This window comes from Mycolicibacterium xanthum, from assembly GCF_019710635.1.
Classification (GTDB): domain Bacteria; phylum Actinomycetota; class Actinomycetes; order Mycobacteriales; family Mycobacteriaceae; genus Mycobacterium; species Mycobacterium xanthum.
On the sequence record NZ_JAIFZS010000043.1, the window covers coordinates 1 to 12,746 of the forward strand.

General features: G+C 63.7%; 8 protein-coding genes and 3 pseudogenes. 8 read left to right on the plus strand and 3 right to left on the minus strand.

Going from position 1 to position 12,746, the window contains the following annotated elements; translation table 11 throughout:
* From JDV09_RS27635 to JDV09_RS27640, 3 genes and pseudogenes are all read left to right on the plus strand, one after another.
* A pseudogene (locus JDV09_RS27635) lies at window positions 1-178 on the plus strand (DDE-type integrase/transposase/recombinase); the annotation flags it as partial.
* 253 nt (window positions 179-431) lie between these two features.
* Window positions 432-869: a hypothetical protein gene (locus tag JDV09_RS16955; RefSeq protein WP_221370310.1), complete on the plus strand. Its 438-nt coding sequence runs from the start codon at window positions 432-434 to the stop codon at window positions 867-869.
* 77 nt (window positions 870-946) lie between these two features.
* Window positions 947-1,103 (plus strand): annotated as a pseudogene (locus JDV09_RS27640) (translation initiation factor IF-2 N-terminal domain-containing protein); the annotation flags it as partial.
* Window positions 1,104-3,309: 2,206 nt separating this feature from the next.
* On the opposite strand, the gene JDV09_RS16965 reads toward JDV09_RS27640, so the two are convergent.
* On the minus strand, window positions 3,310-4,419 hold the full coding sequence (locus JDV09_RS16965; protein ID WP_221370311.1) for a hypothetical protein: 1,110 nt from the start codon (window positions 4,417-4,419) through the stop codon (window positions 3,310-3,312).
* Between the two features lie 565 nt (window positions 4,420-4,984).
* Here JDV09_RS16965 and JDV09_RS16970 point away from each other — a divergent pair.
* A complete protein-coding gene (locus JDV09_RS16970) occupies window positions 4,985-5,776 on the plus strand; it encodes a hypothetical protein (RefSeq protein WP_221370312.1) in 792 nt (263 codons plus the stop codon).
* Between the two features lies 1 nt (window position 5,777).
* Here JDV09_RS16970 and JDV09_RS16975 read toward each other — a convergent pair whose 3' ends face one another.
* Entirely contained in the window at window positions 5,778-6,578 is an 801-nt protein-coding gene (locus JDV09_RS16975) for a hypothetical protein (protein WP_221370313.1), read from the minus strand.
* Window positions 6,579-6,771: 193 nt separating this feature from the next.
* Between JDV09_RS16975 and JDV09_RS16980 the strand changes: the two genes are divergently transcribed.
* The 4 genes from JDV09_RS16980 (at window position 6,772) to JDV09_RS16995 (ending at window position 12,370) form a co-directional block, all read left to right on the plus strand.
* Window positions 6,772-7,515, plus strand: a complete 744-nt coding sequence (locus JDV09_RS16980) for a hypothetical protein (RefSeq protein WP_221370314.1) — start codon at window positions 6,772-6,774, stop codon at window positions 7,513-7,515.
* Between the two features lie 243 nt (window positions 7,516-7,758).
* Window positions 7,759-10,197 carry a hypothetical protein gene (locus JDV09_RS16985; RefSeq protein WP_221370315.1) on the plus strand — a complete coding sequence of 813 codons (2,439 nt, stop codon included), beginning with the start codon at window positions 7,759-7,761 and terminating at the stop codon, window positions 10,195-10,197.
* Window positions 10,198-10,884: 687 nt separating this feature from the next.
* Window positions 10,885-12,078: a Fic family protein gene (locus JDV09_RS16990; protein ID WP_221370316.1), complete on the plus strand. Its 1,194-nt coding sequence runs from the start codon at window positions 10,885-10,887 to the stop codon at window positions 12,076-12,078.
* Window positions 12,079-12,175: 97 nt separating this feature from the next.
* Entirely contained in the window at window positions 12,176-12,370 is a 195-nt protein-coding gene (locus JDV09_RS16995) for a hypothetical protein (protein ID WP_221370317.1), read from the plus strand.
* Between the two features lie 154 nt (window positions 12,371-12,524).
* On the opposite strand, the pseudogene JDV09_RS17000 reads toward JDV09_RS16995, so the two are convergent.
* Window positions 12,525-12,746: pseudogene (locus JDV09_RS17000) on the minus strand (IS982 family transposase); the annotation flags it as partial.

Sequence of the window (12,746 nt, forward strand, 5' to 3'; positions counted from 1 at the left end):
GTTGACCGCCGCCGCCCACCACGAGCAGCTGCGCGGCGATGAACGCATCGGCTACCACGCCCTCTACGGCGCCGATGCCGTGGCCACCGACGGCGCTGTGCTCGACGGCCAGGTTCTCGGGCAGCTGTCGATCACCGACTTCGAAAACGTCGCAAATGAAGGTGAGGTGTCGGCGTGAGTATTCAACGACTGCAATCCCATTGGGGATTCAGGTTAGATTGATTCAGACGGCCGCGTCGTCTGGGATGAGACCGAAGCCAGCGTCAGCGAGGAACTCTCGGACCTCGCCGACGAGATCCCGCAGCACATCGCCGACGGGTACAGCGGCGGCCAGTTGCGCCCCCCTCTGGAGTGGTTCGAGCTGTAGCGGAACGAGCCGGACCCCCACCGTCGCTCTGCATAAGGCGAATTCCCAGGAGGAGACGGCGACAATGAAGATCCGCCTGTGGTCCGGTGGACCAGCACTCTCCCTGCCTGACCACTGGCAGCCACTGCGTACGTTGCCCGACGATCCTGCCGATACCCACGCGTTCGGCTTCAAACTCAGCGCCGGCGAAACCGGCTTCCTCATGATCCACACCATCGCGCCCCACGAAACGATGCCGCTCGACCAGCAACGGGTCATCGACGGCCTGCGCGGCGCCCCCGAGGTCACTGCCGGCCGAGCCGGCCTGATCGACGTCGATGTCGTACATACGGCCTCTGGCATCGCCTACGTCCACAGCCTCACCCGTGGCGACAATGCGGCGTCGCGCTCTGTCCTCGATGTGGAACGGTCTGCTCACAAGCACCGAGAGTGCCACAGAGCTCTGACGACCCTTGGTCTCCGCGGACGTGAACGATCTACGTCAGGTCGCGGCCGCATCTGACATCAGGGGATATCTTCGATGACTCCAGGGGATAGCTTCGATCATCGAACTACACACGGCGAAGTGAAGGGATCGATGTGAGCGGAAAGAGGCGGGTACACGAGCTCGCAAAGGAGCTGGGTGTCACGAGCAAGGAGATCTTGGCCGAGCTTCGTGCGGCCGGTGAGGTCGTTAAGTCCGCGTCTTCAACGATCGAAGCGCCCGTCGCGCGTCGCTTACGCGAGGCCCACGGCGTCAAGCCCCGGCAGCCCGAAGCGCAGGCCGCACGGACCTCGCCCCGCAAAGCGGTCAAATCCGCGGCTGGAAAGAAGCCGGTCCGACCAAGGCAACCTACGCAATCACAGATCGACACCATATGTGAGCGCTACCGCGCGGCGACGGTCTCTGAGGATCCAAGGCGTTCAGTCGATCAGTTCTACGCGGACTGCGAAGCCAAATACGGCCTTTCGCGAACGAACGTTAAACGGTTCATCGCAGCCGACGCGCGCCGCCACCCACACTTGTATCTTCCGCGCCAGATTCAACGGGACCGCTCCGCCACCGCCCAACCAACGAACCGCACCGGAGGCGGCACTACTCCAATCAAGGCGCGCCCCATCGGCACGCCGCAAAGTGCACCGGCAGACTGCGACAAGTCCAGCTCCAGTCGGCCACGAATCCGGACAGCGGGCCTCCCCCCGATCAGCGCCACTTTCGACGTGGACACCGCTGCCACCATCATCGCGGAATCGACCAACGAGCCCAGGCAAGCGGTCAGGGTTCGCTTACGGGAGATCGTCCCAATCGATACAGAGGACTACGGGTACCTGTCCTGGCGCTACAGCGCCTCACGCGGAAGTATCCAGCCTGGACCAGGCACGACGACAGCGGTGCGAGATCTCGCAGTCTTCGCTGACATGATCGGCATCGAGAAGCACTTGATCCGGGCGCTCGAACAAGCTCACGGGTCGATCTTCGAAGATCCCGAACTCGCGAAACGTGTATTGGAGAACAGGTTTGACCATCTCATCAGCGACGACGACGACCTCAGCGGCCTGGGTGACCTTGACTCTGTTCAAGCCCGTCGCACCAGCGCCAGGCTCGAGTTTCTCCGCCGTGCAACAGTGCTGACAATCGCCCGCCCGAATAACGACGAACGACTCTGGAACATGCTCGTCGACCTACAATCGCGCACGCTGACCGGGACCGCACCGGAGCTTCGCCGCGCAGGTCACCGACTCGCCGAGTTCATGGCATCGACCGACCGGCTGCTTGCCACCGACGATGTCGCCCTGACCCGGTTCTTCCACCGGTCACGAGCCGAGTTGCTCGCACTCCGTGATGGCCGCTACGACTTCCTGATCCCGTTCCGCGATATTGCGACGTCGCGGCAGACGCCTACCGAACTCGCATTCGAGCTCCTGCCTCCAGGCGAGCAAACCCAGAAGTTCCTCGACGACATCCGTCGATCGGGGCGCTACCTCGGCTACCACGTCGACGAACGCCGCCTCGACGTCCTGGAGCGTCTCCAGAAGTACTTCACGCCTGCCCGCTGCCGCATGCACAAGGGTTCGATAACGTCGAGCGGCGTTGACAACCGCTATCTGGTGCTGGCCATCAAGTCCGCTGACGGCGACTCCGAAGACGCCGTCGCGATCAGCCCACTGGCGGGGCTGCACGCGACGTATGTTGTCCGCCGTGGCTGCGCAGACGCAGACTGGCCAGTCATCTTCGCAGGTCCCAAGCCCGAGGCCCGACGCCGAGGCGCACGTAAGCTCCTCTTTGTAGGGAGCAGCCACGTCGACCCGTATAACGCCATGCGCGACAAAGTAATCCACCTTTTGGAGTGCGATCAAGCTGAATTTCCTGATCGGCCATCTGCATTGCAAAATGCGCGTGAGCGTCAATAGCTGCTTGGGAACCAGTATTCTAGAATTAGTGGAACTGCTGTCCACTCATACCCGGTAGGTAGGAATAGTCCTCACGGATTGCTGCCACGATTGCCTGTGCCAATTTCAGCCAGCTCTCGGGGCCGTTAACTGGCGCAACACCTGGCAGACGGGCCCAGCCTTCAATCCCCATGTCCCCTGAGTAGTACAGAAGCAACACGGCATCACCTATGAACCATGAAGCCCAGCCGTACACACACAGGAGCACTCGACGCCGGCGACAGGTCGGGGCTGCTGCCGATGTCCTGAACCCATTCGGCATGTGTTTCTCCATCCCACGTGAATGAGATCGTTTCCGGCTCGAATTTGCCGCCGCCTGTGTCAAACGTGTAGTTGAAGTCGATGCGACCCGACTTGATCTGTTCAGCTAGATCCTCGTACAACTCGTCCTCGATGAAGGCCGGGCTCGGCCTTGCAGTCAGCTTCGGAAGGGTGTGGCTCAGTCATAGGCACCGCCGTCTGTTCGTAGGTTCTGGATCTGCAGGCCGGGCTCTCTCACGTGCCCGGAACGATTATCTCTGGTCCCAAACCAAGCAGATTCCTTCCGGGATGAGCCGCAACCCAGGCTTCCACGCGCCTCTACGCGGCGAACAACTGTGTGGACCATCCCGCGATCGTTGGTTCGAACCGCTCGGGGAGGCAGGAGTTGTCGGGGCGCGCACCGCCTGGGCACGTGACGCCGTTTCGAACAGGCACACCGCGCATTCCACCATGTTCAACGACACGGCGAGTGCGTCGGCGATCAACGGGAACACCGTGCCGCCGCCGGAGTACTCGGTGATCCACTTGTAGCCGTGGATGAAGCTGGAGCCGTAGGAATAGAACGAACGGGCGCTGCTCTCTAGCCCGTTGTTGGCGATCTCTCCGCCGTCGTGGGCCGGCACGTGAGCGTCGACCCACTGCGCAGACTCTCGGATCATCTTGGTGAATGACGGCGTCTTGCCGAAGGTGTACGCGGTCTTCGCGTCGTCGAGCATCTTGTTGTACTTGCGGCGGTGTTCGGCGTTCTCGACCAACAGATGCTGCGGGTAGCGAGTGGGACGGGCGGTCTCGTCTTGTTCTCCGATCACGAGGAACCGGCGACGCTGCTCGAGCTGTTCCATTTCTTCGGCCATGCACCGGTCCCTGCGGACCTCGCGAGATGGGTCGCTGAGTAACCAGATGGTCAACGCGGCGCATTCCATCGCTACGCGGCATAGCTGGAGCACTTCGGAGATGTGGGGTTGGCGGTGCGACTTGCGGCGGGCGACGAGTATTCCGGCCGTGTGCAGGCTCTCGGCCGCGCTCATCGACGGGAACAATGCGTGCTCGGTCACGGCCTGCGGCCCGGCAAGCGTCAATGGGTACGCCGCGGCGAAGGCTGCGTCATCGGCGGCGAGCACACTTCCCACCTCGGCTGAGCGCGGGTGAATGCCCCATTGATACAGTTCGCCGCATCGGAGGCCACGCGCGTCGATGCGGGTGAGGACGCCGTTGTGGGTGATGTTGAAGAGGGCTTCGGCCTGATCGGCGGTCAGACCGGCACGACGAATCGCAGATCCGTGACGGGTATCTCCGAGGCCGAGGGCGTGCGTTTGACGATCCGGAGACCTGGGGCCGCTTGAGCTGAGCTGGTGGTCCACCTCAACCGGTGCGATGCTTGCGCAGGTGCGGCGCAATGAACCTCTGACCGACCGTCAGGTCGAGGTGTTGCAGTGGATCGGCGACGGCTGCCCGGACGGTGTCTGGCGAGATTTCACCTACAAGACGACTGCGATCGCACTAGCCTCGCGCGCACTGGTGGTAGTGGATCGGCGCCGCAAGCAGTGGTCGGCCGCACTCACCGACGCCGGCCAGTTCTACCTGCGGCACGGCCGATTCCCCACCGATTCGGCTTCTGCCGGAGATCGGGGATCCGAGACCGGCTCGGACACCGAGCGGTTTGCCTCAGAGTTATTGCAGCAGTTGCGCACTGGGACCGGTCAGGTCACTGTCGAAGCGCCGTCCGACCGCCAGCGTGCCCGCTACCGGCGGGCCCTCCATCACCTAATCGCACACCACCGGATCCCGGGCGGATACGTGCTCCGGCACAGCGGTCGTGATCGGGGTGATCTCACGATCCGTCTTGTCCGTGAGAGGGATGCTGTCAAGACCGAACCGGCACCGACAGTCCGAGTTCCCGATGCTGACGCCGAGGTGTCACCGCAGGTGCGCGAACTGGTCGCTCGGATGCAGATGGCGGTGACCGACCCCACGATGCCTCGCGCACGGCAGATCCTGCAGGCCATCGCCGACGAGAACACCAAACGTGGATGGGCGATGGATCTCGACCCGCACGACGAACGGCGGTTCACGATCACGACCCCGGAGTGTTCGTTCGACCTGGCCCTGCGGGAGGAACTCGTCGACGCTGAATTCCCCGACACCGACACGTTGTCGGCCGCGAAGTACCCGTGGCAGCGGGTACCTCTGAAGGTCCGCAAAGTGGGATCTGGGCGGCTGACGCTGCAACTGGGCCAGTACTACCGGGCCCGGACGTGGTCGGACCGCACCCGCTGGCGCCTCGACGACAAGCTCGGCGCCCTGTTCGCCGAACTGGACAACCGGGTCGCCGCAGCCGCCGAGGAACGCCGTGCACGCGAGGCCGACCTGCTGCGCCGCCAGCAGGCGTGGGATCAGGCCGCCCACGTCGCCGAACAGGCCTACGTGTTTGACCTCAACCGTCGGCGGCTGACCGACCAACTCACCCGCCGGCGCCACGCCGACGACCTGCGCGAATACGCTGAACGGCTCGACGAGCGCATCAGCAGTACTGACGACGCTGCGACTGCGGCGTCGATCCGTGGATGGCAGCAGTTCGTGCGTACCGAAGCCGACCGCATCGACCCGCTCGGCCACGTCGACCGACTCGCCTACCTCGACCCGACCACCGTCGGTCCCGACGACTTCGCACCGTTCATGCCCAAGGGGATGAATCCGTACCGCCGCCCCACCGATTAGGTCACGAGCTGTCGTGGTGGCGCAGCATCTCCACCGGCGTGCCCAGCTGTCGGGCCAGGTGTTCGGCTTCTGGTTTGTGTCCGGCTTTGCGTAGCGCCGCGATGGCGGCCTCGGCGATCTGCCCGACCCGGTGGATTTCCTTGCGCAACTCGACCAGCTCGTCGAACCGGTCGGCCGCCTCGACCCCACACCATTGGCCGAGGATCGCCCGGCGTGGCTTGCCGAGTTTGCTGTCGACGTGGATGCAGATCTCGGGAGGGATCACGTGGTCGGGGTTCGCTCCACGACCCCGGTATCGGTGGCCGTGGATCGCCTGGTAGCGCGCTTCGTTTTCCTCGTTGTGGACATTTTCCAGGATAGGGGTCGGATTGCGTCGCGCCACAGCTGCAGCGATCTGCTCGGTGACCGGCCACGGCACCACTAGATCGTCACCCGCGGTGAATCTGTCCGGACATTCCGCCCAAACCGCGGAATCCAGGCCGGTCAACTCGCCTAGCCTCGCCGGGTCGGTGATCCGGCAGGCGCCGGCCTCCCGGTACTCCATGCGTGCTACTTCTCGCGCGATCAAGGCGTCGAACACTTCGGTCGCAGCACCATCGTAGGGATCATCGAAACCGCGGCCAAGTTCGAAGATGCGGTCCCAGTGGGCTTCGCTGGTCCGGAAACCATCGACCGCTTCCCAGCGGACCTTCAGCCGTGCAGGCGGCACCCACTCCTGACGACCCTCGAAGCTCTCGTCGACCCACCGGACCTGTACCCGCGGCGGCCGCTGCGTTCCCAGCTTGAGGACCTCGACCTGCACGACCTCGTCGATATGCTGGGCGCGGTAGGCCCAGAATTCCCCGACCTGGGCGGGGTGCTCCGCGGTACCCATCCCACCAGTGTGACCTGGCAGCCGCCGAACGTCCCGGGCGGCGAAACACAACCGACGGCGTTCACCTCGTCGCCCCGACCGGTCAACCACGACGACACCTCGCCGGAGTAGCTTCGCCCGGATGTCTGCTGATCTCGACGCCTACGAGCGACTCGGCGACCTCGACGCCCCCTTCACGGTAAGCACCAAAGACGAACGACGCCAACAAGATCGGCAGCGACTACGCAACTCCATGCACTGCGAAGTGGCGCCGCTCACCTACGAGCAGTTTCGCGCCGGGCAGGTGTGCCCGGGGTGCGGCCGTCCCTACCTCGATACCGAACCCTCCGAGGCCAAAGGCATCATGAACTACTCGGATTCCGAGCGGGCCTGCTATGACCGGGAGGAAGCCCGTTTCAAGGAGGCGCACCGCTCCTGCGGTTCTCACAGCTTCGGTGTCTCAGGTTCGCTCACGAAGCACTGCAGCAAGTGCTGTCCGCCGCCACCGTTCTCGCCCGCGCAGCGCGACCGGCTCGCCACCTTGCTGCGAGCACCCACCCCCGACCACGACCTGATGGTGTGGCAGCTCCGGCTGTACTGCGGGCATACCGTGGAGCGCCGTGCGCACGCCAGCCACAAGACCGTTCATGCAGCGTTCACCGGATCGACCAAATGTGCCGAATGTGGCTGCGAACCGGCGATAATCATCGACGCCCGTGCTATCGGTCTGGTGGCCCCGCCGCCCAACACTGGAACAAGTCCCACGGGCGCTACGGTGCGCAAACCGACCAGGGCCGCACTGGAGAAACGGATCACCGAACTCGAAGCAGAAGTCGCACGACTGCACGCGAACAGCGACCAAGTCCTCGGGGAACCAGGTCAGTAACTAGGCGGACCAAACAGCGACCACGGATGACCGGGAGGCCACTGGCAACTAGGAATATGCCGAGCGGTTGTAGCCCGTGAACTCGACCTGGGGGTATTCGCAAGGCCACTGTCGGCGGCGGCATGTGAAGTCGGACGCCGGATAAACGATCTGGCCACCCTGGACAAGGCCGCGATCCGCACCGGGCGCTTCGACGCCATCGGCTACCCCACCCGCACCGACGCCGCCCGCATCCTGAACGCATTGCTCACCGGCGTGTCCGGCGCCGCGGCTGTCGACACCGCAGCGGTGACCGCTGCGCTGCCCGAGGACACGAGTGGCAGCGACCTGAGCGAGATCGTGCGCCACGCTGTTCCCTCGGCCGACGATGCGGGTCGACGCTGCACCGCAACGCCGTTGGCTGAGGTAGGCAGCGGCCGCTACCGCGTCACCACCCCGGAAGGGTGTACCTGTAGTCGACGACACCGACGACGACAACATTCCGGAACCACCGAGGCCGAGAAGATCCGTGGCGGGTACGGACAGATCTGTCAGGAGCGTCTGGCATGGTGGAGCGGCGCCACAGTCGTCGAGAAAGGACCTCAGATGTCGCCAGCGCAACCGCGCACGTGGAAGTGCTGTGAACTCGAACGACGAGGTCCGGAATGGGGCGTCGCATTTCAACGCAACGACCGCGTGCCTACGGGGCAGGCGCTGATGGTCTGCGACTCATGGGCGGCCTGCATCATGGTTTCCCACGCGACTGCCGAGCGGCTGGGCCGCGAGGATAGCGCGGCGCTGTGGACGGCGATGGCCTGGTCGCGGCTCGGAGAACCTTCCCTTGTTGGACTACCAGCGTTTGGCGGTGACCCGAGAGAAACGTGTGCATTGCCGAGCTGCCTCAGTGACATGGGTGAGGTCGCGGCGAAGCTGGCCACGTCATTCTATCCACCTAGCGGCTGGTACGAGGACGACGACGAGGGTGACGAGGATGACGAGGGCGACGAGGATGACTGGGACGTTGAGGATGACTGGGACGATGAGGACGACGGCGTCATCCGCACTGAGCAACAGTGGCTCGAGTGGAGATGGGCGAATGAGGACACCCACTACCGGTGGTTCATGAAGGAACAAGCGCGAGGAGTGCGCTGGCTAAGCACCTTCCGGCCTGCCCTGATTCGAGAACTGGCGATGTTGTCGGTTACCAACGTCGACGTGGAGTCTCAATCGAAGATGGAGGTCACGCGCCAAGGAGCATTTGCCATCCTCAGGAACGAAACCGGTGGACGTCTCGGAAAAATCCAACAGGCAGTGCGGCTCCCGCACGGTGCAACGGTACGAGACAACGCCAAACCCGACTACGTCAATGTGCTCGTTCTTGCCTCTGAGTACGACCGGCCGGCTGCCGTTGCCGCCTACGCAGATGCCGGCATCGAGCTCCCGTTCGACCCCACCGCTGGATGGTTAGATGGCCACGTCGAGCCAGGAAGACATGGATGGCTCGATGTAACCTGGCGCGGCACGGTCCGCGGAGTTCGGTGCGCGCTTGAACTCGCAACCTTCCATATTCACACTGGGAAGCTCACTGTCGCCGCGGTGGAACTGTGTGAATCCGTAGATCTCCTTCTGCGCCGGAATGGTTTTGAGGCCAATGAAGTGGCAACAGCGACCCCGGGGAGGCCAGATGAACTGTTCGGGATGGACCTTGACGACCTGAGCGAATTGCTCGACCAAACAGGCGACGACTCACCACTCATCGACACTGACCGATCAGCAGGCTACTCGTGCCCACAGCCCCTTCGTGACCCATATAGCTTTGAGTCACTGCGGCGGCGTGACCGCAGACGGCAGAACCGAAAGCTCCGATCCGAAGCACGGTCACTGCTGCCAGAACAGTGGGCCCAACAGATTGAGGCCGTTTGGAGCCCGGGCACCCCGGCAAGCGCCGGGGGGATAGACGACACCGAGACCGCGATCGGCAAGATCGCACCCGCGACCGGATTCCGGCAGGTTTCTTGCCGCCTGTGCGATGGGACAGTCGTCCAGCTCGTTCCAGACACCCACCCCTATTGCCATGACTGCTGCACTGACGCGCGTGAAGGATTATTTTACGACCGCGGGTTCAACGAACCATGGGTAGGAGCTGTCCTATGGTCGCTAAAAGCTCAGGCCGAGTACGAGTTTGGAGGCCCGCCGGCCAAGGAACAACTCGACCAACTCCCCATGCCCGGACCAAACTCCGACCTACTCATGCTCTGCCGCATGCTGACCACAAGGCACTACCACACAGAACTCGGAGCGGATCGCAAAGGCTACGCATGGACGGACTGGCTAGCGCAGGCGGGGCTACTTACCGATGGTGTTCGCACGGGCCGTGGGGTTATGGTCATCGCGAAGGACGGCCACCTCTGTCGATCACTGCTCGAGCGTCAGATCGACGACTTCTTCCACGACCACGGAATCATGCACGAACCAGAGCCGCACTACCCATTCGATGCCGAGCACAATCGATACGGCTTTCGCGCGGACTGGAAGCTCGCCGACGGAACGTTCGTGGAAGCCCTTGGCTTCCCAAATGATCCTGACTACATGGCCAAGGCTCAGCGGAAATTGGAGCTGGCCGCACGCCACCAGATCCCAACGTTGACAGTGACTCATGCCGACGCTGGCCAGCTCGACCGCATTTTTCGGAAGTGGTTTTGAAAGGTGCGAGACTAGGATTCGGCGCCAGCGCCGCGCGGTCTCCAAATACTGCTGAAGCCGCTCTGTTAGTTGTGCTTCCCTCTGGACAGCAGGCCTGCTCACCATCCGCGGTAACTCGGCTAGGAGTGCCTGCTCTGGATGGACGGTTTCCACGACGGCGACTTCCACCGAAGCGCTCGCGCACAATGCCAGTTTCGACATGCGGTTGCTGCACTGTGAACTGCAGCGGGCCGGTTACGTCATTGCCGAACGCCCGGCCGCACTGTGTTCGATGAAGTGGGCCGTCCGGATGATCGGCGTCGCCGGCTGGTGCACTGTTGCGAGGCGCTCGGCATCACCCTGGAGGACGCCCACTCAGCCCTCGGCGATGCGCACGCCACGGCAGAGCTGTTGCCCCATCTGATCGGGACCTGCTGCACGCACGCCGACTGGCACCACGACCACGGCCGCTGTTCGTGCTTTCAGTGGCCGCAGCCTATCGGCAGTGGTCACGTCGAGGTCGCGGCGGTACATCGGGGGGCAGGCCGTCGTCGGCGAGAATGCTTTCGAGAAGCTCTTCGCCTGGTACCACGCCGGATAGCGAGTGCCCGTTTCGCGGGGTCCGCGATTGCTGCGAAACGATTTGTTCAATTCGCCGACCAGCCCAAACGGCTAACAATGTTAGACAAGTTGCCTTAGGCTGACATTGTGGACCTGACAATGTTCGTAAACGACACGTCTGGCTCACTGGTGGACGTCACCGCGCCGGACGGCGGCGCGGGCAAGGCGTTCGTCCCCGCACCGCTGCCCGCAGACATGCCACGGCTCAGCGCCCCGACGATTCTGGCAGTCGCGGATGCGCGCGCTGCGCTGGCGGCGCTGGACAGCACGGTCGCCCAACTTCCGGACCCGACTCTGTTGCGGACACCGACACTGCGTCGGGAGGCGCAGGCCACCTCGGCTCTGGAAGGCACCTACGCACCACTTCGGCAGGTCCTGACGGCTGATTCCGACGAGCCCGCGACGCCCGACCTCGTGGAGATCCTCAACTACGAGCGGATGGCCAACTACGGCTTCGGCTGGGTCGGCGACGGCCGGCCGGTCACCGCCGCGTTCCTGCAAGACCTGCAGGGAATGCTGATGCGGGGCACCCCCTTGGCCGGAAATTCCGGACGCTTACGCGATAGCCAGGTGGTCATCGGCATGCGCCCGGACGCCACCGCCCGCATGAACCCATTGCAGGCCGCACGCTTTGTCCCGCCCCCACCGGGTGACCACCTGGTGACGGGCCTGGACACGTTGATCAAATGGATGGGCCATGACCACCGCGGCCGAATCGATCCCGTCGTCGCCGTCGCGATGTCGCACTATCAGCTCGAAACCCTCCATCCGTTCGTTGACGGAAACGGGCGTCTCGGTCGGCTCCTGATCGTCCTGCACCTCCAATCAATGGGCGTGCTGAGCGAGCCGACGTTGACGGTGTCGTCGTGGTTTGAAGCGCGTCGCTCGGCGTATTGCGACCGTCTACTCGCAGTGAGTACGCAGGGCGACTGGGATGCGTTCATTGGCTTCTTCGTGTCGGGACTACAGGCGTCGGCCGATGCGACCAGAACCCAGATGCGTGCGCTCGTCGGCGTCCAGATTGAACTCGCAGAGACAGTCGGACAGTCGAGGTTGCGTTCAGCCAACGCCCGGGCACTTGTCGACCTCGCCGTGGCCAATCCGTCATTCACCGTGCGCCATGTCGAAGCACGGCTGAACATTTCCTACGGTCGGGCGAACGCACTCATCGGGCAACTCATGAATCTCGGGATTCTCGATGTCGTCGATGAACATGCGTACAAGCGAATATTCTTTGCACCAAGGGTGATTGACGTAATTGCGGGGGAGGCGGGGCAATGAGCAACTTCGGGTTCCTCGGCGCGGCCGACTGGCCGGCGATCCACACCGACTGCGCCTGCGCCGAAAGCTAGCTGAGCAGTGACCCACGCTCGGCCTGGTGTGGGCGGTGTTCCACCATTCGGCGTACCCGAACGCCGCGCTCCTTCAACTCGAGTTCGATCCGAAGCTTGCAGCCGCGCCATTGTCCCGGCAGGAAGCCGCCCAACTGGCCGCGAAGTTCGCCGCCCAGGACGAAGCCCATCCCAGGGCGCTGGCCGAGTTGGGACGAACATTCGGCGGCGCGGGCCGCTGAAATCGAAGCGCTGCGTGCGGCCGTGAAGTGAAGCAGGCTCCTGGCGGTTACTACCGGCAAAACCTTCGCCGAAGACTTCCCACGACCGGTGAACCGACACGGAATCGGCGCTGAGCTCGTAGAACGGTGACCGCTAGATGAGTGATTCCAAGGGTCAGTGGTCGTAGGCGGTCAGTGATCGGTGGATGTTGGCGCCGATGGTGTCGTAGTGCCAGATCGCGGCGGTGAGTGCGAGGATGCGCTGGGCGATCCGCGCGCAGACCCCGGCGATGGTGCGTCCGCCGTGGGCTTCGAGGTCGAGCTGACCTTTGAGGGTGTCGTTGATCGATTCGATGATCTGGCGCAAGGGTTTGAAGAACCGTTCGCCGGGGCGGGG

Excerpts from the sequence above, each read along its gene's own strand:
- JDV09_RS16955 (WP_221370310.1), top strand. The coding sequence starts at position 432 with ATGAAGATCCGCCTGTGGTCCGGTGGACCAGCACTCTCCCTGCCTGAC.
- JDV09_RS16980 (WP_221370314.1), top strand. The coding sequence starts at position 6,772 with ATGTCTGCTGATCTCGACGCCTACGAGCGACTCGGCGACCTCGACGCC.